This is a genomic window from Bacillus cereus group sp. RP32, from assembly GCF_040459735.1.
Classification (GTDB): Bacteria; Bacillota; Bacilli; order Bacillales; family Bacillaceae_G; genus Bacillus_A; species Bacillus_A wiedmannii.
Genome location: NZ_JARVHO010000001.1, coordinates 4,172,729 through 4,195,155 on the forward strand (window position 1 = coordinate 4,172,729; position 22,427 = coordinate 4,195,155).

Genomic DNA, 22,427 nt, shown 5'->3' on the forward strand with positions numbered 1-22,427 from the left:
TTTTCTTCCGGTTTTGCATCTACTATATAATGAACGCTTTATGGAGGTGAATTTATGTCAAATAATAATTATTCAGATGGATTAAATCCCGATGAATCTTTATCAGCTAGTGCATTTGACCCTAATCTTGTAGGACCAACATTACCACCGATACCACCGTTTACCCTTCCTACCGGACCAACTGGGCCGACTGGACCGACTGGGCCGACTGGGCCAACTGTACCAACTGGACCAACTGGACCAACTGGACCGACTGGACCGACTGGACCGACTGGACCGACTGGACCAACTGGAGACACTGGTGCTACTGGACCGACTGGGCCAACTGGAGACACTGGTGCTACTGGACCGACCGGGCCAACTGGAGATACTGGTGCTACTGGACCAACCGGGCCAACTGGAGACACTGGTGCTACTGGACCGACTGGGCCAACTGGAGATACTGGTGCTACTGGACCAACTGGGCCAACTGGGCCAACTGGTGCTACCGGACTGACTGGACCGACTGGGCCAACTGGGCCATCCGGACTAGGACTTCCAGCAGGATTGTATGCATTTAACTCCGGTGGGATTTCTTTAGATCTAGGAATTAATGATCCATTACCATTTAATACCGTTGGATCTCAATTTGGTACAGCAATTTCTCAATTAGATGACGATACTTTCGTAATTAGTGAAACTGGATTCTATAAAATTACTGTTATCGCTAATACTGCAACAGTAAGTCTATTAGGAGGTCTTACAATTCAAGTGAACGGAATACCTGTACCAGGTACTGGATCAAGTTTAATCTCACTTGGAGCACCTATCGTTATTCAAGCGATTACACAAATTACAACAACTCCATCATTAGTTGAAGTAATTGTTACAGGGCTTGGATTATCATTAGCTCTTGGTACGAGTGCATCCATTATTATTGAAAAAATCGCTTAATTTTTTATTTAGCAGTAAAACTGGTATCAGTTTTACTGCTTTTTCATTGGTAAATTCAATCATTAAATCCTTCTTTTCTACATAGTCATAATGTTGTATGACATTCCGTGGGAGGCACTTATATGGAAAATAAATCGGCTGTCCAGCTTTATCTTGAGTTATTAAAGAAAACAATTTTATTTGAAATATGGTTAGAATACGAACCATACTTACCTGCTTCGTTACATATATCTAAAGAGTTATCATATGAACCAGTTACGGTTCCACTTCCTTTATTTCTTAAGCAGTACGTAGAAAATCACAATTTAAAAATCGTTAATCCTAACATTTCAAACAATGAACGTGAAGGTGGCAAGGATTGGCCAAGAGCTGCACACAGTATGGTTGGCCGAAAACGTATGAATCAATTACAGGAGGCTATGGAAACTGTTGTCCGAGAAAATATAGAAGGGGATTTTATTGAAACCGGTGTATGGCGCGGAGGATCATGCATTTTTATGAATGGTTTTTTACAAGCAAACAACATTAAGGATCGTACTGTGTGGGTTGCCGATTCGTTTGAAGGTCTGCCCGCACCAAACTTAGAACAATATCCGAAAGATTACGGTGATTATTTGCACACATTCGATTACTTACGAGTTTCTTTAGAAACAGTGCAAGAAAACTTTAGAAAATACGATTTATTAAATGACCAGGTGAAATTTTTAAAGGGTTGGTTTAAAGATACATTGCCTTCAGCACCGATAGAAAAAATTGCAATTGCTCGCCTCGATGGTGATATGTATGAATCAACGATGGATAGTCTTGTAAACTTATACGACAAAGTTTCAACAGGTGGCTTTATTATTATTGATGACTACGGATTAGTAACATGTGCAGAAGCTGTAACAGATTTCAGAAATGAAAGAAATTTAAAAGCTCCTATTACTAAAATTGATGATTTCGGTATTTATTGGCGAAAAGAATAGAATACAATTTATTCTTGTGAGGGGTTCTATCACACTACTTATTAATCATGTAAAGTTCCCCTCACTATGAATGATTAACTTATATAGACAATAGAAATCCTCTACTTTACTACAAGGACGGAGTGAATGTATGAACGAAAATGAGAAAAAAATCACATTAATCCCCCCCCCAGAACTCGTTCAATATGTAGGTGGTGACTTTGAAGAAGTTGGAAAAGAATTTATGCAGTATTTTATTGAAATTGGCAACTTAAAATCAAATGAAACAGTGTTAGATGTAGGCTGCGGCATTGGCCGAATGGCGGTTCCATTAATGAACTATTTAAGCGATGAAGGTAATTATTATGGATTTGACTTATTCAATGAGGGAATTACATGGTGCAAAAATAACATTTCAACACGCCGTAACAATTTTCATTTTGAACATGTCGATATATATAATCAATTTTACAATCCTGCAGGAAAAGAAGATGCCTCCCAATACAAATTTCCCTATGAAGATGAATCATTCGATTTTATTTTTTTAACCTCTGTCTTTACCCATCTCCTTCCGAAAGAATTAGAACATTACATACGTGAGATCTCACGAGTTCTGAAAACAGATGGGAGATGTTTTATTACTTTCTTTTTAATTAACCCTGAATCTTCCTATTACTTAAATGCAGGACTAAGTACGTTAGGTTTTTATCATCAAATTGACAATTGTTATGTTCTAAATAAAGATATCCCTAATTTCGCAGTTGCCTATCCTGAGGAAGATATTCGTACCCTATTAAATAAGTATGGGCTAGAAGTACAGACTCCCCCCCATTATGGTTCATGGTGTAGTAGAACTGAACACACAAGTTATCAAGATATTATTCTTACACAAAAAATTTCTGAAAGGTAGTTGTATATGAATAATATAAAAAATCCACCCCTTGTTTCCATCCTTATTCCCACCTATAATCGACCATATTATTTTAAAATCGCTCTAGAAAGTGCACTAGCGCAAACGTATTCAAATATTGAAATTATTGTAGGAGACGATAGCACAAATAATGAAACAGAAAAATTAATATACAGACATTATTTACATAAGCATAAACATATAACGTACATGCGAAATGCCTCTACTCTAGGACAATTTCATAACGCCCTTATGCTCTTAGAAAAATCAAATGGAGAGTACATAAATTTCTTAATGGACGATGATATATTTTATAATAATAAAATCGAAAAAATGATGTCTCATTTCCAACAAGACCTAAATAAAGATCTCGCACTTATCACATCCTATCGCACTTGGATTGATGATAATGGAGATATAATTGAACAACATCCCTCCATGAAAAAATTATATGATGAAGATACTCTACTAAATGGGAAAGATTTTGGAAACCGTATGCTTATGGCAGGACAAAATATTATCGGTGAGCCTACAATCGTACTCTTTAGAAAAAGCCTATTAACGGAACCTTTCGGCACTTTAAATGGCAGAAAATATGGTTGTAGTGTTGATATGGCCTCTTGGATAAGTTTACTTTCAAAAGGTGATGCGATGTATATAACTGAGCCCTTAAGTTCATTCCGTCTTCATACTGGACAGCAAGTACGTCACAAATTCCTTGAGGGCTGTGAAGATTTTTCTCAGCTCGTTTTAACCTCGAAAAAGTATGGTTTCTTACAAGACGCCAAATATTATAAAAAAGGTTTGATAAGAGCTTACGGATGGTATAAAAATGCGGTCAAATTTTACGATTTATTTCCAAACCTCATTCCAGATAAAAATACACATGCACGACTTTCTTATTGTTTAAATATCATTACAAAAGAGCTCCGTGCAATATAGTCCATCACAAGGGAGGAGCTATTCCTTCCTCGTGATGTATGACTTCCCACAAATAGTGGAATAAATGTATGCATAGTCTGCTTGTATATTATTTTTATCATGACATGATCCATATACTTACTAGGCGATAGAAAGGAATACATACATTGAAAGATCCAAATTCTCAATATCAAATAGACTACGTATTACTATTCATCTTATTTGCCATTGGGACTGTTAGTTGCTTTGCAATTGCAAGTGCACAAGCCTCTTTACCACCATTTTTGCAAAGCGTAAATTTTGTATTAAAGCAAATCCAATGGTACTTCATTGGATTTATAGCCATCGGTTTTATTATGATTATCGATTTCGATCGTTATCAAAAAATTGCTTGGTATTTATATAGCTTTGCATTGGTACTACTAATTGGACTAGAACTTCAAGTACCAGGTGCCGTTACAATAAAAGGTGCGACCGCTTGGTACAGGCTTCCAGGCATCGGAAATTTCCAGCCTTCTGAAATTATGAAATTGTTTTTAATTATCGTCACCGGACGAATTATAGCAAATCACAATGAGAAATATTTTTTCCGAACAATACACTGCGATTTTTTATTACTCGGAAAAATATGTGCAACAAGTTTGCCACCCCTACTACTTATTGCAAAGGAACCTGATTTAGGAAACACAATGGTAATTTCAGCTATGCTCGCAGCAATGATACTAGTTTCTGGTATACGTTGGCGATTTATTTTCGGATTAGTTTCCAGTATTTTTGCAGCTGGCGTTACATTAACGTATATTTTTTTCACTCATACAAAATTCTTTAAAGCACACATTTTACAAGAATATCAACTAAATCGTTTCTACGGCTGGTTAGCTCCATACAAATATGATGCGCAAGGCTATCAATTAAGGCAAGCTTTCTTAGCTACTGGATCAGGAGAAATGCAAGGAAAAGGTTGGGAAAATGGACAAGTATACTTTCCAGAACCACATACAGATTTTATTTTCACCAATGTCGCTGAGCAATTCGGCTTTTTAGGTGCAAGTGTCATTATTTCACTTTTTTTCCTACTTATTTTCCGCATGATTCATATCGCTTTAGAAAGTAATGATCCTTTCGGTAGTTACATCTGTGCTGGTACAATCGGAATGTTTACCTTTCAAGTATTTCAAAATATCGGGATGACCATCGGATTACTACCTATTACAGGAATTACATTACCCCTTATGAGCTACGGAGGAAGTTCCTTACTCACATACATGATAGCGATTGGATTTGTTTTAAACGTTCGCTCCAGAACAAAAATCTTTATGTTTAACTGAAACATAGAAACGATATATTTTTATCTCTATCCTTTTTTAGATATACTAATAAAAAATATGATGGAGGTTTAAATATGAAATATGACATTATAGGGGATATTCATGGATGCTTTCAAGAGTTTCAAGATTTAACGACGAAACTCGGATACAACTGGAATAGTGACCTGCCGTTTCACCCTGACCAACGTAAGCTTGCTTTTGTTGGTGATATTACAGATCGCGGCCCTCATTCATTACGTATGATTGAAATTGTATGGGAACTTGTCATAAATAAAAAAGTAGCTTATTACGCTCCGGGAAATCACTGTAATAAACTATACCGATTTTTCCTTGGGCGTAATGTAACAATTTCTCATGGACTCGAAACAACTGTTGCCGAATATGAAGCACTGCCTTCTCATAAACAAAACATTATAAAAGAAAAATTCATCACACTTTATGAGCAATCCCCTTTATATCACGTACTCGATGAGAAAAGGTTAATTGTATGTCACGCTGGAATTCGGCAAGATTACATAGGAAGACAAGATAAAAAAGTACAAACCTTTGTATTATATGGCGATATTACAGGGGAAAAACATGCTGACGGCTCTCCTGTCCGTCGCGACTGGGCGAAGGAGTATAAAGGAACAGCTTGGATTGTATATGGACATACACCCGTAAAAGAACCTCGCTTTGTAAACCATACAGTCAATATTGACACTGGCGCTGTATTTGGTGGCAAACTAACCGGACTACGTTATCCTGAGATGGAGACCGTTTCCGTCCCTTCTTCCCTGTCTTTTGTCCCTGAGAAATTTCGCCCAATTTCATAACTACCCTTATTTAGATACCATTCACAAATTACGAGGATTACCGTATCATTTAGGCGGCTCTCCTATAAAAACTGGGTAAAGTAATTAAAAAAAGATGCAATAAAGTGCATCTTTTTTTAATTACACGGCATATACTGTCGCAGGAGGTGACAGAATGAAGAAAAAATCTTCTAAACAAAAAAGAAAATGCCCGCCTTTTTATCTGCCCATGTACGGAATTAACAACTGGTGCAGCATTCGAGCTGCAGCTTTAGAAGAACCGGACGGACAAGGGGCTCCCCCCAAAAACAAAACTAAACCAAAATATGTCTCTTTAGAAAATGCTGTAATGAGCCGCATAATTGATAATAGAAAAACAAAGATGCAGCAAAAAAATAAACCTCTCTCTACTCACACTGAACAGATTGTGCCTTCTGAGCAAACAGAGAAAAATACAGAAGAAGACATCCCTGTAGCAATAAATAAAAAAGCAGAATCAGAAATTCCAGCTGCTATTATAAATCAAGTGAAAAAAATAAGAGAAGCATTAGCACCATCCAATGATATACAAACAGAAAAAACGATCATAATTCAAACTCCTACACCTGAAAATACAAAAGTAAAAAAAGGGGGACGATATGCACATGCAGAGGGGCTTCACTCTAATGCAGAGGGTACAGCTTCACATGCAGAAGGACTTCTTACACACGCAAAAGCTTCTTTCTCTCATGCGGAAGGATCAAAAACGAAAGCAACTGGACATAGTTCCCATAGTGAAGGAAGTGAAACGACAGCAGGTGGCCCTTATTCTCATGCGGAAGGTAAACATACAATCGCTTTAGGCGAAGCAGCACATGCAGAAGGAACCGCGACTATCGCTAACGGATTCTCTTCTCATGCGGAAGGTAATCATACATCAACAGCTCATTTTGCAGGTAGCCATATTATGGGGCGCTTCGGCACAGCAGAAGAATCTTATTCTTGGTTTATTGCAAACGGCACAAATGAAACCGATCATAATATCGGTGCAAAGTGGCTTGCTCATAATGGGGAAATGTATATTGATGGCGCTTCTTACAATGCAAGTGGAACTGATTTTGCACAAATGTTTGAAACAACAGACAATAATTTTATTGATGTAGGTTATTTCGTTACATTTAGTAGCGAAGAAAAAATTCGGATCGCTACTTCAAACGATTCATTCATTTTAGGAATATCTAGTGCAACCCCCGCCCTTATAGGAAATAGCGGTGCTTTAAGTTGGCAAAAACGCTATAAAACAGATAACTTTGGAAAACGCCAATATGTACGTACGGAATCGCAAGACATACAACCTCTTTTAAATACAGAATGGGATCCAACTTGCAAATATATATCAAGAAAAGATCGTACCGAGTGGCTTCCTGTCGGATTAATTGGACAAATGTTAGTACGCGATGACGGCACTTGCGAAACGCATGGATATTGTCGTCCAAATAACGATGGCATTGCTACAAAATCCGAAAGTGGCTTTTTCGTTATAAAGCGCACGGGTAAAAATCAAATTTTAATATTATTCCGCTAAGAAAAAAGGGAACAAAATTCTTCGTTACATAAGAATTTTGTTCCCTTTTTAAGTATGCCTTAATACCTCTTCCATATCGCTTGGAATCGTTGTAGTGAAAGACATTTCCTTCTCTAAAATAGGATGATAAAACGTCAAAGATGTACTATGAAGTGCTTGACGTTTTATCACATCTCTTCGTCCTCCATATAAATCATCACCAAGTAACGGGTGCCCTATATGAGCCATATGTACACGAATTTGATGCGTTCTTCCGGTCTCAAGCTCAAGTGATACATGCGTCTTATGATTGGCGCTATCCATCACTCTAAAATGAGTAACTGCTCTTTGCCCATTTTCACAAACGGTTCGCTCAATAATGCTATCCGATTTTCGTCCAATCGGTGCATCAATCGTTCCTTCTCGTTCTATCATCTCACCGTGAACAATTGCTTCATATGTTCTTTTCACAGCTTTTTGTTGATGCTGTTTCGATAAAAGATGATGCACGAAACGATTTTTTGCAATAAGCATAAGCCCTGAAGTATCACGATCTAATCTTGTTACGATATGCACCGTACTTGCAAGATGCTGCTTATCATAATGAGATAAGAGCGCATTCGCAACACTACCTGCCGGATGTTCTCTAGACGGAATCGTTGACATGTTCGCCTCTTTGTTTATGACAAGAACCGCATCATCTTCATATACAATACATAAAGGGATATCTTCTTTAATCATCCCTTCACTTCTTTCTTCCACTGGAAAAAAGACACGTAATTCTTCACCAGCTTGCAACTGATGACGAACACTGGCATGTTGATTATTTACTTCAATAGCTCCGCCGCGAAATTTTATATCCGTTAAGGCGGCTTTAGAAATCCCTTTTGTTTTTAAAAATTCTCTAACTAAAGTTCCCTCTTCAGCCAATTCTATATCCCATTTCAATGTAAATCTGTTCAAATATATAAACCCTTTCTATTTATCTGCAACAAACGAGTCACGAACTCGTTTCCAAAACGGGAACGGACGGAAACGAACAAATCGTACTTTCTCGTTTGCAACGCGATACTGGATTGATTTCACATCTTGATGAACCATCGTTAAATGGTCCACCGTAATTTGTAAGTTCATTCCTGCAGCCGGCTTCAACACACATGTATGATGCTTCGGCAATACGAGTGGCGAGCCTACAGTACGAAACACACGGTTATTAATAGATGCCATTTCTGCAATTTGAATCGCTTCAATAGAAGGGTGAATAATAGCTCCGCCAAGCGCCTTATTATACGCAGTACTTCCCGAAGGAGTAGAAATACAAAGGCCATCCCCGCGGAACGTTTCAAAGTACTCTCCGCGTATTTCCACTTCTGTTACTAATGTACCTTCCGCACTTTTAACAGTTGCTTCATTCATCGCCAAATACTGTGACTCTTTACTCCCATTCACATAGCGAATAATCACTTCTAAAAGCGGATATTCCACCACTTGGAATGGTGTTTTAGCAATTGCAATTACTAATTTCTCTACTTCTGTCGGTAACCAATCTGCATAGAAACCTAAATGCCCTGTATGTACACCAACAAATGCTGTTTCATCCAATCGATTATAATAACGATGAAATGCATATAAAAGCGTTCCATCTCCCCCAACAGAAATTACAATATCGGGTTCCTTTTCATCCATTATAAATCCAAAATCTAGCAAGTATTCTTTCATCGTGCTTGCCAGTGTATCTGATGATTGATCTCCCTTTGACATAATTGTAAATTTCATCGCCCAACACCCTTTAGTTTATGATTCGGAATCTTTCGTTTCTTGTTTTCTTGAAAAAGCTTTCTGCGCTTCTTGAATCTCAAGACGAATAGAAGACATTTCTTCATCTAATAAAAACGCCGCTTCCGCTGCGCGTTGCAAGCGTATTTTAATATCTTCAGGAAAACGCCCACTATATTTATAATTTAAAGAATGCTCAATTGTTGCCCAAAAATTCATTGCTAACGTGCGTATTTGGATTTCTACCAATACTTTTTTTTCTCCTTGAATCGTTTGAACGGGGTAACTAATGACAACGTGATAAGAGCGATAGCCGCTATCTTTCTTTTGCGTGACATAATCACGTTCTTCCACGATTTCAAAGTCATTTCGTTTTCGAAGATATTCTACAACAGGCTTAATCTCATCAACAAATTGACACATCATTCGAAGGCCCGCGATGTCTTGCATATCTTCTCTCAGCCGATCTAGCGGTACATTTCTCTTCTCCGCTTTATCAATAATACTAGCAACCGACTTTACCCTTCCTGTTACAAACTCAATTGGAGAATGCTCTGTTAACATTGCAAATTGAGTACGCATTCCTTTTAGTTTCACTTTCAGCTCTGCCACCGCTTGATGGTAAGGTGCTAAAAATTCTTCCCAATTTCGATTCATTTCAACCACCACCAAAATCAATCCATTTGCTTATAGAAATACTTTTTCTACAGCAGTTACTAGTTCTTCTCCGTAATTTGCATTACCTTCAATATTTTCAACTAAATATTCTACTTCTTCTTTTAAATTTTCTAATTCCATTTCAACGTCATTCACACGAACGAACATTACTATATCGTTATTCATCGCTTCATGCATTGCTTCCCAGCATGTGTGCGGAATACTTACATAAATGAAAGATGATTCGTTTTCTAAAATATATAAAAATGATAAATTGTCTGAGTCTACAAGTACGTGATTACGCGCACTTAACTCCTTTACCTCTATTTCATTATTTTCCGCACAAAAAACAAGCGCATTCTCTCTCTTTTCTACGCTCTTAACTTGAATTTTATTTTGCATGCTCTAACTCCTCCATCTCAACTTCCTGTCTTACTTAACAGTATTATTGTATCATAACATGGACGCAAACAAATAAAACATTGAACCAAATTTATGAAAAAGCGATAATGTGTAAAGAATTATTTTTTAAAAGGAGCGCGCATACAATGACACAAGAAATTGAAATTGAATTTAAAAATATTGTTACAGAAGAAGAATTCGATACATTATGTAAATCATTCTCTATTGAGGTATTTACGAAACAGGTGAATCACTACTTTGAAACACCGGGCTTGTCGTTAAAAGAAGCTGGCTCTGCACTTCGTATTCGTCATAAAGGAGAAACTTATACATTAACATTGAAACAACCTGCAGAAATCGGCTTGTTAGAAACGCATCAAGTCGTAACAGAAGACGAAGCAAGAATGATGATGGAAACAAACGTAATCATTCCAGGGGCTGTAATGGATCAACTACACAAATTACAAATTCCTGTTTCCACTTTAACTTATATGGGTAGTTTAACAACTGAAAGAGCCGAAACACTATTTGAAGGCGGAACGCTTGTCTTTGATCATAGTTTCTATTACAATCACGATGATTATGAAATTGAATTTGAAGTGCAAGATGAAGAAACAGGAAAAGCTGCATTTATTCATTTATTAAAACAGCACGACATACCAATCCGTCATACAAATAATAAAGTAAAACGCTTTTTCCTTGCCAAACAAAACAAAGCACGCTAAAGTGAAAATTCCACTAGTGAATACGTTCTACTAGTGGATATATCTCACTTTTTAAAAGGAAAAGATTCTTTTACATTTGAAAAATAAGCAAAGAACGTTATGAAGGCTGTTTATTTGCCCTCTAGAACATTCCATTGCTACAATAGATATACATTTCATGGAAAAAGGAGTTTATAAAGGATGAGCAAGCAACCGATGACACCATTTGAAGCAATTGGCGGTGAACAATGCATTGCAAAATTAGTAGACACGTTTTATTCCTATGTCAGTAAACACCCTGACCTATCTCCCATCTTCCCGGATGATTTAACAGAAACCGCTAGGAAGCAGAAACAATTTTTAACGCAATATTTAGGTGGTCCTAATTTGTACACTGAAGAACATGGTCATCCTATGTTAAGAGCACGCCATCTTCCGTTTGAGATTACTCCAAAACGAGCAGAGGCTTGGCTATCATGTATGGAGCAAGCAATGGATGACACAGGAGTGCACGGTCATATAAGAGAGTTCGTTTTTGAACGTTTAGCGTTAACTGCTCAGCATATGGTTAATACTCCAAACGAAACAGGTGAAGTGTAATGGATAAGCAGGAAGCAACGCATATAAATATGCCATCTCCTTCCGCATGTGAGCGTAAGTCTGTAGAAGCATATTTATTTATTGATCCACTTTGTAAAGATTGCTGGGAAATTGAGCCCTTTATTATTAAACTATGGCTTGAATACGGGAAATATTTCTCTATTCGTCATATCGTAACTGGAAAAGTGGACGGAACGAACGCTTCCTCACACAAATGGAATAAACCTGCTAATATTCGATTTGTGTGGGAAAAGACAACAAGTTTACAAGGTTTTTCATGTGATGGAAAGGTACATATGCAAGAAGCATCGTCAACACCATATTTAGTTTCGATGGCAATTAAGGCTGCGGAGTTACAGGGCCGAAAAGCAGGTTCGAAGTTTTTGCGAAAACTCCAAGAATACATTTTCCTTGAAAATGTATCAAACCCTGACTGCGAATTATTACTTGCATGTGCAAGAGATAGCGATATTGATGTAGAAGAATTTAAAAAAGACCTACATTCCGCTAGCGCAAAAAAAGCTTTCCAATGTGACTTAAAATTTACAAATGAGATGCATATTACAGAAATACCTTCTCTCGTATTCTTTCATGCAAATTCAGATGAAGAAGGTATTAAAATCGCTGGAACTTATTCCTACGACGTATACGTACAATTATTGAAAGAACTTGTAAAATGTGAAATCGAATCAGAACCATTACCACCTTTAGAAGTGTTACTAGAAGCAACGCAATTTATATCTTCAAAAGAAGTAGCATTTATATATGACTGCTCGCAGCAAGAGATCGAGCGTGAACTGAAAAAATTACAACTGAAACGAAAAGTACAAATGATTGACGTAAAATGTGAGCGTTATTGGAAATGGATAGCAAAAGAAAAAGACCTGGTGTAAAACACCAGGTCTTTTTCTTTACGGCTTATAAAAATATTAAAGGGGATGGGAGAAATTTTCACGTTCAAACAAAGGGGTATATGTTTGTATGTGAATTCGTTCACGCTTATTATATTACAAGATTCGACGTCAGATGACAACCCCTTTTGTCGAATTTCACACTTTTGTCACATTCTAAACGTTTTCATTTCTGAATAAGCTATAAAAAAGCTATTTTGGAGGTGTTCTGTATGAAAAAAACGTATATTTTACTTATCTTACTAGCTGTCATCGTTTCTTTTTTCTTGTACATCCTCTCTCTACTACAAGCTTTCCCTAAAATTATTGCCTTCCCTCTTTTATTTGGAGTCATTGTCATCGCTCTCTCTTATTTCAACCATAAAAAACGATTTAAAGGTTTTTAACTACAAAAATCACCTGTAAAACTGCCTTCTAATTTAGAAAAAGAAAGAAATTCACCTTATTTTTTCGACAAATATCGACAAAAATATTTAAAACAAAAAAAGACGAGGTAAATTCCTCGTCTTTACAATTACTTCTCTTCAAATAATAATGCTTCTAATTCATTTAATTTCTCTTCAAATACTTGTAGCGCTTCTTTTACCGGTTCTGGAGATGCCATATCTACTCCAGCTTTTTTCAGCACTTCAATTGGATAATCTGAGCTTCCTGCTTTTAAGAACTCATTAATGTAACGTTCTACTGCTGGTTGCCCCTCTTCTAAAATTTGTTTAGATAAAGCCGTTGCTGCACTAAATCCTGTTGCGTATTGGTATACGTAATAGTTGTAGTAGAAGTGCGGAATACGAGACCACTCTAAACCAATTTCTTCATCGATTACTAAAGCATCACCGAAATATTTCTTATTTAAATCATAGTAGATCTCCGTTAACATGTCTGGCGTAACCGCATGTCCTTCTTGTACTTTCTTATGAATAATATGCTCAAACTCTGCGAACATCGTTTGACGGAATACAGTACCACGGAATCCTTCTAAATAATGATTTAATAAGTATAGACGCTCTTTCTTATCTTCTGTCGTTTTTAATAAATAATCGTTTAGAAGTGCTTCATTACAAGTTGATGCTACTTCCGCAACGAAGATTGAATAATCACCGTATACGTGCGGCTGCGTCTTTCTTGTATAGTAGCTATGCACGGAATGACCGAACTCATGAGCAAGTGTAAATAAATTATTTACATTATCATGCCAGTTCATTAAAATATACGGATTTGTTCCATATGCACCAGATGAATATGCTCCGCTTCGCTTTCCTTTATTCTCATACACATCTACCCAGCGATTTTCATATGCTTCTTTTAAAATGTCAACATACTCATCACCAAGTACGTTTAAAGACTTTAATAACATGCCTTGTGCTTCTTCATACTTCACGTTCATTTTCACTTCTGGTACAAGTGGTGTATATAAATCATACATATGAAGCTCATCAAGTCCTAGTGCACGCTTACGAATATCAATGTAACGATGTAGCAAGTGTAAATTATCATTTACAGATTCAACAAGTTGATCATACACCGCTTCAGGAATATTATTATTACTTAATGCCGCTTGACGTGCAGAATCGTATTTACGAACACGCGCATTGAAATTATTACGTTTCACAGCTCCGCTTAACGTGCTTGCAAATGTGTTCTTATATTTCCCGTACGTTTCATATACAGCTTTGAATGCATCTTCGCGCACACGACGATCATCACTTTCTAAAAACTGAATGTAACGACCATGTGTAATTTCCACTTCTTCTCCATCCTCACCTTTAATAGATGGGAATTTCAAATCCGCATTATTCAACATACCAAATGTATTACTTGACGCACTCATTACTTCAGATGCTTCTGCTAATAGAGCCTCTTCCGCTTCAGATAATACGTGCGGGCGTTGACGTGTAATTTCTTCTAATGCATGTTCATATACACTTAAGTCTCTATTTTCTGTCAAGAATGTTTGCAGTGTATCTTCTGAAATCGATAAAATCTCAGGCACAATATATGCTGTGCTACTAGATACTTGTGAATATAAATTTGTTGCGCGGTCATTTAATGCTTGATACACAGAGTTTGTTGTATCTTGATCGTAACGCATATGTGCATATGTATATAGCTTACCTAATCGCATTGAAATTTCGTCTTCATATTGCAATGCCTCAAGCAAATTATCCGCAGAGTCACCAAGTTTCCCTTTAAATTCAGTTAACTTCGGTAATAGCCCTTTAATAGCTTGGAATTCTTTTTCCCATTCTGCATCTGTTTGGAAAATATCTTCTAATCGCCATGTGTTTGCTTCTTCAATCTCACTGCGATTTGGTAATGTTTTTGTTGTGTTTTGTTCAGACATCCTTTAAGCCCTCCTTTAAATATCTCTACTTACATACAATTCGATTCTTCTTATGTAATTCCTTCACGATCAGTCTTTATTATATCCCCTTTTCCTTCTCTCATGTTGTACTTTGCCTCAAATAAAGATAAGGCATACGCTAAGCAAATTTCATCATATTTTATAACTTCCTCTTCTGTTTTTAACATAACTACTTCTCTTTTTTTCCGGTACTTATAAGTCCCTACTTTCTGCAATACACCTGCATAACATAAAAATGTCATATATTCAGCAACTGCTACTTTCCATATATGCCGTGAAAAGTACGGGAGCATGCGCCTTTTCGTATACGTTTTCACATAACTACATACATATTGAAGGGAAATACAATCCCCTACCGTAAGCTCACCTACACACTTTATATATAGAAAAGCTTGCCATATAAATGGATTTATTTGAAAAGCAAATGAGGACGGGAGTGGCACACCGATTTCAGAAGGAAAATTTGCTGGGGTACATTTACATTGATATAAGAGGCGTAATAGTGACTTATGATTGTAATTCCAAATCGGCAGAGCATTTTGCCGAAAATAGCTCTTTCGCTTTTTCCATTCCTCACCTAATGTTTCTTTTCGGAAAGAGACGGGAGAAAAGAGCATTTCAAAAGTAGTCGTTTCAGTTGGTAAATAGATAATATGTGAGAAAGAGACGCTTGTAGAAAATAAAGTGAGAAACGCGCATTTCATAAATGATTTTTGTTTCGAACAGAAGAAAATAAGAAATGGCTGAGGATAAGATTGTAAGGAGAAAGCCATAAGTGAGGAGAATTTCATCCAATATGCTGATTGCCTTTTCAGTTGATTTCCACCAATGATCCAAATGACCTGTATACCAGCTCGCCAATACGAATAGGTTCGTTTGTACAGCTGCTCTATAGAGAGATTGGCGCATTGGTATTCAATCGCAATTGTTCTCCCTGCTCTCTCTATGAAAATATCTGGTCGTTGCTGAATTTCTGGAAGATAGTGCTCTATATACACAGGAAAGTTTTGACGTTTGAACCACCTATATAACAATTCTTTACCGTGCATATGATACATAGATTCTGCTTCATAAAAGGCAAGACACGCGTCCATTTTCTTATGAGCAAAATGCCAACTTTTTTGTTTCCCTAATTTCATTTGCACTTCCTTCCCGCAAGCTATGCAAAAGAAGCTTTCCATTTTACGCATACGATGTAAAAACTCTTCATCATGATGATAGAGTAGATGAATTTTTTCTCCGTTTTCTCTTTTGGCGATAAACATCGGAATCACACCCTTTCAGCTCCTTATATTCTACAATTTATTACAAATTCCTTTTAAAAAAGAGATGTCCCAATTTCGGACATCTCTTTTTATAATAAAGGTGATAATAATCGATACGTCGATTCAACAATTCGTCTATGAAGACGCCTTTTATGAAAACGATCGACATGAATTTCACTTGATTCTTCTATATCCTCTTTATAATCTTGAACAAGTTTTCGAATGCTGTCTGTATCATATAAAAAGGCATTTACTTCAAAGTTCAAATGAAAACTTCTCATATCCATATTAGCAGTCCCAATTGAAGCTAAATCAGAATCGACAATGACAACTTTACTATGGAGAAAGCCTTTTTCGTATTCATATATCTTTACCCCTGCATCTAAAAGCTCTGGGAAGTACGATCTCGATGCGTAAAAGACGGTGCGCTTATCAGGCTTACTCGGCATTAACAAACGGACATCAATACCAGCAAGTGCAGCTACCTTTAATGCGGATAAAATATCATCATCTGGAATGAAATACGGCGTCGCAATCCAAATTGATTTCCGTGCAGAAGAAATCATGGCAAAATATAAATGTTTAATTGTTTCCCATTTATTATCCGGTCCACCTGCAACGAGCTGTACGCCTCCCCAATGATCACCCTCAACTGCTTTCGCTTGTAAATATTCAGGGGCCAGCACAGCCTCACCAGTCATATAAAACCAATCTTGAAGGAAAATAAGTTGCAAGCTTTGAACAGCTTCACCACGCAAATATAAATGCGTGTCTCGCCAAAAACCGAAATATTTATCCTTCCCTAAATATTCATCACCAATATTTAATCCACCGACAAATCCTTCATTTCCATCAATAATAACGATTTTCCGGTGGTTTCGATAATTAATCTTATCGTTTAAAATCGGAAAGCGCACAGGGAAAAACGGAATCATTTCTACTCCTGCATCATTCAATTCTTCAATATATGAATTCGATAATCTAAAACTTCCAACCGCATCATATAAAAAACGAACGACAACACCTTCTTTTGATTTCTGTATTAAAATATCTTTAATTTCTGTTCCAAGCTTATCATCACGCACAATGTAATATTCCATATGAATGTGGTGTTTCGCTCGTTTTAATCCATCTAAAATAGCCTGAAACGTTTCATCTCCATTTGTTAATGTTCTCGTTTCAGTTTGAAATGAAATATTTAAAGCGCCTAAGCGGTCCGCTAAACGAAATAACAGCTCTTGGTGCTTATGATTGCGCAAAATCCGTTCTTCGTAATCTTCATGCCCTTTATATTGTAAAAATGCTTGTTCATCGAGCAACGCCTTCTTTTGGAACATTCTCTTCCTCCGAAAGTTCTGTCCAAATAATAAATAAGCGAAGAATCCAAATACCGGAAAAATACCTAACACAATGAGCCATGTAAGTGTTTTAGACGGATGACGGTTCTCTAAGAAAATAACGCAGCCAATTAAAAATGCAGATACCGTAAATAAAATACTAATAATACCTAAAATCGAAACATCTTTTATACCAATTACATCCGAATAAAATGCTACATCAATAAACATACGTAATGAAACAAATAACGCGAACAATAGTAAAACAAAGAAAATCAACTTTAACGTATTTTTCATCTCTTACCTCCTTACTAAGAAAGCTTTCCTATTCTTCATATAAAAAGCCGATTTCATACTACAGAAATCGGCCTACGTTTTAGCAGGAAAATTATTGCGAATTGTTTCAAGCGCATGCTCTTTCACAATTTGTTTTCCATACTCACTTACACGATGAATTGTTAAAGTTGATTCTTCTCCGTATTCTAAAACAATACTTAAAATACGATCAATTTCTTCTTCATCATGTAGCACTTCATCGAATTCCACATATACATAATAGCGGTTCTCAAATGAATACAGCTCATCTTTTATATCTTCAAAGATAAGACGGTGGCTTAATGAAATGACATCTTCAAAATCATTAAATTTAATTAAAAATCCAAACGTACCATCTTCGTTAAAGTTTGTTCCTGCTTGTTCCTCTACCTCTTCCACTAATTCTTGCTGGAATAATGATTCAATGCCTTCATCTAGAGGAATGTCTATAATTTTATCTACACCTATTGGTAGTTCTAGCTTTTGTCCATCCTTTGAAAGCTCTGCTTTCGTTACAAGTACTTCAATCCCTTTATCGACTGCTTGCACTTGAATCCATAACGGTCCATCAATAAAGAAATCATCATGATCACGAGCTTCGTCCATCATCTCCCAAAAGAGCTCTTCACTTCGTTCGCGGTCATACCAAATTTCTTCACGATTAAACCCTCTATCCTCTATATCAATGTACGTAATAAAAAATTTCATCGTATGGTCATTAATTCTTTCAATATCCAAAATACAACTCTCCCTTCCTGCTTAGAATTGTTATGAAGGGATTCCCCACTCATATGACAAATCAATAGATTCTTGTACTCTCATTTTATGATAAGATTCTCCAGAATGGAAATAAAATCGATTTATTTTACAAAAATAGTTATATGCCTATCTTTATTCGACCATCTACGCAAATATATCATTATAGCGATTTCTCACTCATGAAAAATTTGGACATACATTTCCACCCTCCCCCGTACACTGTAATAAAGTGAAACTTTTATTAGAGAAGGTGATTTAGTCTCTCTCTTCACCACATACATACAGTTCGCTTATTAAAACATCATAAATGGAGGCAGACGAATGGACTTAGAGTTTTTAACATCTGTACTAATGATTGTCGGTATCGATGTTGTATTAGGTGGTGACAACGCAATCGTCATCGCACTAGCTAGCCGAAATTTACCTGAATCGAAACGAAATAAAGCCATTTTGATTGGTACTCTTTTAGCAATCGTTCTAAGAATTATCCTTACTATACTAGCTGTCTATTTACTCGACATTCCATTTCTACAACTTATCGGGGGCGTTTTACTTACATTAATTGCAGTAAATTTACTAACTGATAATAGCAACGATCTTTCTACTATTCAGGGGAAAACAACTTTATTTCAAGCTGTGCGTACAATTGTATTCGCGGATCTCGTTATGGGGTTTGACAACGTTATTGCCATTGCAGGTGCAGCTCACGGAAGATTTTTACTCGTAATAATCGGCTTACTCATTTCTATCCCGATTATTATTTGGGGCAGCAAACTTATTTTAATACTTATGGAACGCTTTCCATTCCTCATTTATTGCGGAGCAGCGATTCTCGCCTATACAGCAGGAAAAATGGTTACACATGAAGACAGGCTTGCAACGTTCTTTCATAATAATCCAAATTTCACCACAAGCATGCCTTTCTTATTCATTTTCACTGTTCTATGCATCGGTATTATCGTGCAACAAGTTCGATTACGAAATGTGAAACATTAAAAAAAACCTTCTACTATATAATAGGTAGAAGGTTTTTATATTATTATAATTAATTTACAAGACGCTGTGCTTCACGTAATTGAAACGTTCTTACTGTACGTGGTAAGAAACGGCGGATTTCGTCTTCATTGTAACCTACTTGAAGGCGCTTCTCGTCAATCATAATTGGACGACGTAAAATCCCTGGATAGTCACGAATCATCTTATATAAATCTTGAAGTGGTAAAGACTCTAAGTTTACATTTAATTCTTGGAAAACTTTCGAACGAGTAGAAATAATCTCATCCGTTCCGCTTTCTGTCATACGTAAAATCTCTTTAATTTCCTCAATCGTTAATGGATCTGAGAAAATATTACGTTCTGTATAAGGAATATGATTTTCCTCTAGCCATAATTTCGCCTTTCTACAAGACGTACAGCTTGGAGAACTATATAATGTTACCATACAAAGCTCACTCTCCTTAAAGAGTACAAATTCTGTACTAATTACAGTTTAAATTTCTAAATTCAGCAATTTTTTACGATACCTTGTCTTATAACAAAGTGCAAAAAATCTCATTTCATGTAAGCAACAACTTTGAGCAAACAACAATTACTTTTAATAAGTAACTTCTATAATCATTATACAATAGATTTTGCAAGAAATATACAGTAAATTTCCTTCTAATTGAGAAAACTCTTCCGTGTATTCCACTGCTATGTAACATGATCACACTCACTTCAGCTGTAATTTAACAATAACCTTCAACCCTCTTAATACTGGCTTGTCATAGATTTTTCATGTGATATACAGTTATTTCCCCATAATCTTCTCTATGAAAAAGAGAACGTTTTCTTACCTTTTCTTCATAAATCAATTAAGAAATGTAAGACTATACAAGTGAGAATTAAAAGGAACATTTGTTCTCATTTTAACAAACATCCTCATCCATGTCTATACGATTTCTAAAATAAATCAATTATTTTTCTGACATTTCTTTCTTTTTTATCTTTTATCTCATACAATAAACATACAGACAGGCAAAGGGGGAATTTGCAAATGATTGCTTTTTTTATTGATTTTGTCACTGTTGCTGCCCTCATCATCGGAATCACAGCATTGATTGGTGTCATTACAAATAGCATTGGTGAAAAACTCTTTGGCGGAAAAGAAAAGATGAAGTTTGTTAATAAAAGTTTGGATGTACAATCCGGCTGGAACCAAGTTGGCGGGAAAGGTATTTATAAGAAACGTACGTATTAAAAAAAAGCAGGCAATCACCTGCTTTTTTCTTATTTCTCTACTGACGCCCATTTAAAGCTTAAATCACCGCCATATTTATGGTTGTACATATTTTTAATTGATTCTCTTTGTATATATGCTCTACCACGTTGATATACTGGAACAATCGCAGCGTCATCAAGTAACATTTTCTCTGCTTCTAGTAAGTTTTTCCAACGGGCATTTACATCACTTCCATCTTTCTTCGCTTTCATGATAATTTCATCATATTTCGGATTAGAGTATTTCATTTTATTTTGCGATCCGTCCGTCACAAACATATCAAGGTATGTAACTGGATCTGGGAAGTCTGCACTCCATCCAGAGAATGACATGACAAAATCGCCTGCATCTTCTAGTTTTAGTTTTTGCGCAAATGGTTGTTGTTTAATTTTCACTGTTAAACCTGGTAAATTCTTTTCTAACTCACCTTTTAAATATTCACCTGTTTTCTTCGATAATTCAACATCTTCATTTAATAGCTCTAATTCAATTTCATTTTTGCCAAGCTCTTTTTTACCAGCTTCCCAATATTTCTTCGCTTCTTTCACGTTTGGTTTTACAATATCTCCATTTACAGCACGGAAGTCTTTTTTATCCGGCCCTTTAATGAAATTATCAGGAATTAATCCTGTCGCTGGCTTAGAACCGTTATTTAATAATGTATCAACGAACGGTTTACGTTCAAAAGCAAGTGAAATTGCTTTACGAATATTTTTATTTGCTAACGCTGGATCTTTTTGATTTAAACGAAGGAAGAATACAGATGTATCTTCTACTGTTTGGAAATCTGGTTTTCCTTTATATTTATCGATGAACTCCGCTAATAACGTCGCTCGATCGACTGCGTTTGTTTCATATAAATTAATTGGTGTAGACGTATCTTTAACAATATTAAAGTTTACTTCCTCAATCTTCACTTCTTTATTGTCCCAATATGACGCGCTCTTTGTCATTTTAAAGCTACGTTCATGTTGCCAATCACTTAATGTAAATGGTCCGTTATAAAGTGTTGTATTCGCTTCCAAACCAAACTTCGTACCTTGTTCTTTTACAAACTTTTCATTCACAGGATAGAAGATTGGATATACCATTAAATCTACAAGGTATGGAATTGAATTGTCTAATTCCACTTCTAATGTATGATCATCAATCGCTTTTACGCCTAATTGATCTGGGCTCATCTCTTTTTTATTAATTTTCTCTGCATTTTTTATATCATACATAATGTACGCTGATTTCGCAGCTGTATCTGGGTTAATTGCTCTTTGCCATGCGTATACGAAATCTTTCGCCGTCACAGGCTCACCATTTGACCATTTTGCGTCTTCACGTAATGTAAATGTATATTTTTTACCGTCTTCTGACTTTTGGAATTCCTTCGCTACACCAGGAACTAGCTTATCATCTTTTCCTAAACTGTATAAGCCTTCCATCGTATTAGTCATTACTCTTGAAGAAACCGCATCAGCTGATAACGCTGGATCCATCGTTGGAATTTCTTGCGTTTCAATTAGATTAATAACTTGCTTCGCACCGCTTTTCCCGCTATCCCCTTTTGCGTTCGCTTGCGGTTCATCTTTTTGGTAGCTACATGCCCCTAACATCATGCTCATCGCTACTGTTGATACTACAAAAACTGGCATCTTTTTTTTCATATTTCCACCCTCCACAAAATGTTAGCCCTTTCATTTTCAAACAAATAG

At 36.3% G+C, this 22,427-nt stretch carries 23 protein-coding genes; 13 read left to right on the plus strand and 10 right to left on the minus strand.

All coding sequences use genetic code 11. The features are described from left to right. Positions 1–54: 54 nt before the first annotated feature. The 7 genes from QCI46_RS21545 (at position 55) to QCI46_RS21575 (ending at position 7,397) form a co-directional block, all read left to right on the plus strand. Positions 55–933 (plus strand): BclA C-terminal domain-containing protein, encoded by an 879-nt coding sequence (locus tag QCI46_RS21545; protein ID WP_353841339.1) that lies wholly within the window; start codon positions 55–57, stop codon positions 931–933. Positions 934–1,055: 122 nt separating this feature from the next. Then, positions 1,056–1,901: a TylF/MycF family methyltransferase gene (locus tag QCI46_RS21550; protein ID WP_353841340.1), complete on the plus strand. Its 846-nt coding sequence runs from the start codon at positions 1,056–1,058 to the stop codon at positions 1,899–1,901. Between the two features lie 130 nt (positions 1,902–2,031). Continuing rightward, positions 2,032–2,790, plus strand: a complete 759-nt coding sequence (locus tag QCI46_RS21555) for a class I SAM-dependent methyltransferase (RefSeq protein ID WP_353841341.1) — start codon at positions 2,032–2,034, stop codon at positions 2,788–2,790. Positions 2,791–2,796: 6 nt separating this feature from the next. After that, entirely contained in the window at positions 2,797–3,732 is a 936-nt protein-coding gene (locus tag QCI46_RS21560) for a glycosyltransferase family 2 protein (RefSeq protein ID WP_353841342.1), read from the plus strand. A gap of 146 nt (positions 3,733–3,878) precedes the next feature. Continuing rightward, positions 3,879–5,039, plus strand: a complete 1,161-nt coding sequence (locus QCI46_RS21565; RefSeq protein ID WP_327957988.1) for an FtsW/RodA/SpoVE family cell cycle protein — start codon at positions 3,879–3,881, stop codon at positions 5,037–5,039. Between the two features lie 74 nt (positions 5,040–5,113). Then, positions 5,114–5,854: a bis(5'-nucleosyl)-tetraphosphatase PrpE gene (gene prpE, locus QCI46_RS21570; RefSeq protein ID WP_353841343.1), complete on the plus strand. Its 741-nt coding sequence runs from the start codon at positions 5,114–5,116 to the stop codon at positions 5,852–5,854. A 154-nt stretch (positions 5,855–6,008) separates the two neighbouring features. Beyond that, on the plus strand, positions 6,009–7,397 hold the full coding sequence (locus QCI46_RS21575; RefSeq protein ID WP_353841344.1) for a peptidase G2 autoproteolytic cleavage domain-containing protein: 1,389 nt from the start codon (positions 6,009–6,011) through the stop codon (positions 7,395–7,397). A 48-nt stretch (positions 7,398–7,445) separates the two neighbouring features. Here the strand turns inward: QCI46_RS21575 and QCI46_RS21580 are convergent, their stop codons facing one another. The 4 genes from QCI46_RS21580 to QCI46_RS21595 are packed head-to-tail and all read right to left on the minus strand — an operon-like array spanning position 7,446 to position 10,211. Further along, entirely contained in the window at positions 7,446–8,339 is an 894-nt protein-coding gene (locus tag QCI46_RS21580; protein WP_353841345.1) for an RluA family pseudouridine synthase, read from the minus strand. A 15-nt stretch (positions 8,340–8,354) separates the two neighbouring features. Next, the gene (locus QCI46_RS21585) at positions 8,355–9,152 is read right to left on the minus strand and encodes an NAD kinase (RefSeq protein ID WP_000673190.1); all 798 of its coding nucleotides are present in this window, start codon (positions 9,150–9,152) and stop codon (positions 8,355–8,357) included. 18 nt (positions 9,153–9,170) lie between these two features. Continuing rightward, positions 9,171–9,809: a GTP diphosphokinase gene (gene yjbM, locus QCI46_RS21590; RefSeq protein ID WP_001081480.1), complete on the minus strand. Its 639-nt coding sequence runs from the start codon at positions 9,807–9,809 to the stop codon at positions 9,171–9,173. A 30-nt stretch (positions 9,810–9,839) separates the two neighbouring features. Continuing rightward, the gene (locus QCI46_RS21595; protein WP_353841346.1) at positions 9,840–10,211 is read right to left on the minus strand and encodes a UPF0738 family protein; all 372 of its coding nucleotides are present in this window, start codon (positions 10,209–10,211) and stop codon (positions 9,840–9,842) included. Between the two features lie 146 nt (positions 10,212–10,357). Between QCI46_RS21595 and QCI46_RS21600 the strand changes: the two genes are divergently transcribed. From QCI46_RS21600 to QCI46_RS21615, 4 genes are all read left to right on the plus strand, one after another. Beyond that, a complete protein-coding gene (locus tag QCI46_RS21600; RefSeq protein WP_353841347.1) occupies positions 10,358–10,936 on the plus strand; it encodes a CYTH domain-containing protein in 579 nt (192 codons plus the stop codon). 180 nt (positions 10,937–11,116) lie between these two features. Further along, positions 11,117–11,515, plus strand: coding sequence for a globin domain-containing protein (locus QCI46_RS21605; RefSeq protein WP_327957982.1), 399 nt, complete (start codon positions 11,117–11,119; stop codon positions 11,513–11,515). Beyond that, the gene (locus QCI46_RS21610) at positions 11,515–12,408 is read left to right on the plus strand and encodes a ClpXP adapter SpxH family protein (RefSeq protein ID WP_353841348.1); all 894 of its coding nucleotides are present in this window, start codon (positions 11,515–11,517) and stop codon (positions 12,406–12,408) included. Before QCI46_RS21605 ends, QCI46_RS21610 begins: the two co-directional genes overlap by 1 nt. Before the next feature lie 230 nt (positions 12,409–12,638). Then, on the plus strand, positions 12,639–12,812 hold the full coding sequence (locus QCI46_RS21615) for a hypothetical protein (protein WP_046957017.1): 174 nt from the start codon (positions 12,639–12,641) through the stop codon (positions 12,810–12,812). A 128-nt stretch (positions 12,813–12,940) separates the two neighbouring features. On the opposite strand, the gene pepF is transcribed toward QCI46_RS21615, so the two are convergent. The 4 genes from pepF to mecA all read right to left on the minus strand — a co-directional run bounded on the left by pepF (position 12,941) and on the right by mecA (position 18,443). Continuing rightward, a complete protein-coding gene (gene pepF, locus QCI46_RS21620) occupies positions 12,941–14,767 on the minus strand; it encodes an oligoendopeptidase F (RefSeq protein ID WP_353841349.1) in 1,827 nt (608 codons plus the stop codon). Between the two features lie 50 nt (positions 14,768–14,817). After that, positions 14,818–16,062, minus strand: coding sequence for a competence protein CoiA (locus QCI46_RS21625; RefSeq protein WP_353841350.1), 1,245 nt, complete (start codon positions 16,060–16,062; stop codon positions 14,818–14,820). Positions 16,063–16,142: 80 nt separating this feature from the next. After that, entirely contained in the window at positions 16,143–17,687 is a 1,545-nt protein-coding gene (locus QCI46_RS21630; protein WP_000799209.1) for a cardiolipin synthase, read from the minus strand. Between the two features lie 72 nt (positions 17,688–17,759). After that, on the minus strand, positions 17,760–18,443 hold the full coding sequence (gene mecA, locus QCI46_RS21635) for an adaptor protein MecA (RefSeq protein WP_000350711.1): 684 nt from the start codon (positions 18,441–18,443) through the stop codon (positions 17,760–17,762). 342 nt (positions 18,444–18,785) lie between these two features. Between mecA and QCI46_RS21640 the strand changes: the two genes are divergently transcribed. Next, complete coding sequence (locus tag QCI46_RS21640; protein ID WP_098088899.1) at positions 18,786–19,460, plus strand: TerC family protein; 675 nt, start codon at positions 18,786–18,788, stop codon at positions 19,458–19,460. 49 nt (positions 19,461–19,509) lie between these two features. Here QCI46_RS21640 and spx read toward each other — a convergent pair whose 3' ends face one another. Beyond that, complete coding sequence (gene spx, locus QCI46_RS21645; protein ID WP_000258267.1) at positions 19,510–19,905, minus strand: transcriptional regulator Spx; 396 nt, start codon at positions 19,903–19,905, stop codon at positions 19,510–19,512. Between the two features lie 594 nt (positions 19,906–20,499). Between spx and QCI46_RS21650 the strand changes: the two genes are divergently transcribed. After that, a complete protein-coding gene (locus QCI46_RS21650; protein ID WP_000559978.1) occupies positions 20,500–20,703 on the plus strand; it encodes a hypothetical protein in 204 nt (67 codons plus the stop codon). 29 nt (positions 20,704–20,732) lie between these two features. Here QCI46_RS21650 and QCI46_RS21655 read toward each other — a convergent pair whose 3' ends face one another. Continuing rightward, on the minus strand, positions 20,733–22,379 hold the full coding sequence (locus QCI46_RS21655; protein WP_353841351.1) for a peptide ABC transporter substrate-binding protein: 1,647 nt from the start codon (positions 22,377–22,379) through the stop codon (positions 20,733–20,735). Positions 22,380–22,427 lie beyond the last annotated feature (48 nt).

What these genes read in the sequence shown, in the direction of transcription:
- QCI46_RS21545 (WP_353841339.1), top strand. Translation starts at nt 55, where the DNA reads ATGTCAAATAATAATTATTCAGATGGATTAAATCCCGATGAATCTTTA.
- QCI46_RS21550 (WP_353841340.1), top strand. Translation starts at nt 1,056, where the DNA reads ATGGAAAATAAATCGGCTGTCCAGCTTTATCTTGAGTTATTAAAGAAA.
- QCI46_RS21555 (WP_353841341.1), top strand. Translation starts at nt 2,032, where the DNA reads ATGAACGAAAATGAGAAAAAAATCACATTAATCCCCCCCCCAGAACTC.
- QCI46_RS21560 (WP_353841342.1), top strand. Translation starts at nt 2,797, where the DNA reads ATGAATAATATAAAAAATCCACCCCTTGTTTCCATCCTTATTCCCACC.
- prpE (WP_353841343.1), top strand. Translation starts at nt 5,114, where the DNA reads ATGAAATATGACATTATAGGGGATATTCATGGATGCTTTCAAGAGTTT.
- QCI46_RS21575 (WP_353841344.1), top strand. Translation starts at nt 6,009, where the DNA reads ATGAAGAAAAAATCTTCTAAACAAAAAAGAAAATGCCCGCCTTTTTAT.
- QCI46_RS21585 (WP_000673190.1), bottom strand. Translation starts at nt 9,152, where the DNA reads ATGAAATTTACAATTATGTCAAAGGGAGATCAATCATCAGATACACTG.
- yjbM (WP_001081480.1), bottom strand. Translation starts at nt 9,809, where the DNA reads ATGAATCGAAATTGGGAAGAATTTTTAGCACCTTACCATCAAGCGGTG.
- QCI46_RS21595 (WP_353841346.1), bottom strand. Translation starts at nt 10,211, where the DNA reads ATGCAAAATAAAATTCAAGTTAAGAGCGTAGAAAAGAGAGAGAATGCG.
- QCI46_RS21600 (WP_353841347.1), top strand. Translation starts at nt 10,358, where the DNA reads ATGACACAAGAAATTGAAATTGAATTTAAAAATATTGTTACAGAAGAA.
- QCI46_RS21605 (WP_327957982.1), top strand. Translation starts at nt 11,117, where the DNA reads ATGAGCAAGCAACCGATGACACCATTTGAAGCAATTGGCGGTGAACAA.
- QCI46_RS21610 (WP_353841348.1), top strand. Translation starts at nt 11,515, where the DNA reads ATGGATAAGCAGGAAGCAACGCATATAAATATGCCATCTCCTTCCGCA.
- QCI46_RS21615 (WP_046957017.1), top strand. Translation starts at nt 12,639, where the DNA reads ATGAAAAAAACGTATATTTTACTTATCTTACTAGCTGTCATCGTTTCT.
- pepF (WP_353841349.1), bottom strand. Translation starts at nt 14,767, where the DNA reads ATGTCTGAACAAAACACAACAAAAACATTACCAAATCGCAGTGAGATT.
- QCI46_RS21630 (WP_000799209.1), bottom strand. Translation starts at nt 17,687, where the DNA reads ATGAAAAATACGTTAAAGTTGATTTTCTTTGTTTTACTATTGTTCGCG.
- QCI46_RS21640 (WP_098088899.1), top strand. Translation starts at nt 18,786, where the DNA reads ATGGACTTAGAGTTTTTAACATCTGTACTAATGATTGTCGGTATCGAT.
- spx (WP_000258267.1), bottom strand. Translation starts at nt 19,905, where the DNA reads ATGGTAACATTATATAGTTCTCCAAGCTGTACGTCTTGTAGAAAGGCG.
- QCI46_RS21650 (WP_000559978.1), top strand. Translation starts at nt 20,500, where the DNA reads ATGATTGCTTTTTTTATTGATTTTGTCACTGTTGCTGCCCTCATCATC.
- QCI46_RS21655 (WP_353841351.1), bottom strand. Translation starts at nt 22,379, where the DNA reads ATGAAAAAAAAGATGCCAGTTTTTGTAGTATCAACAGTAGCGATGAGC.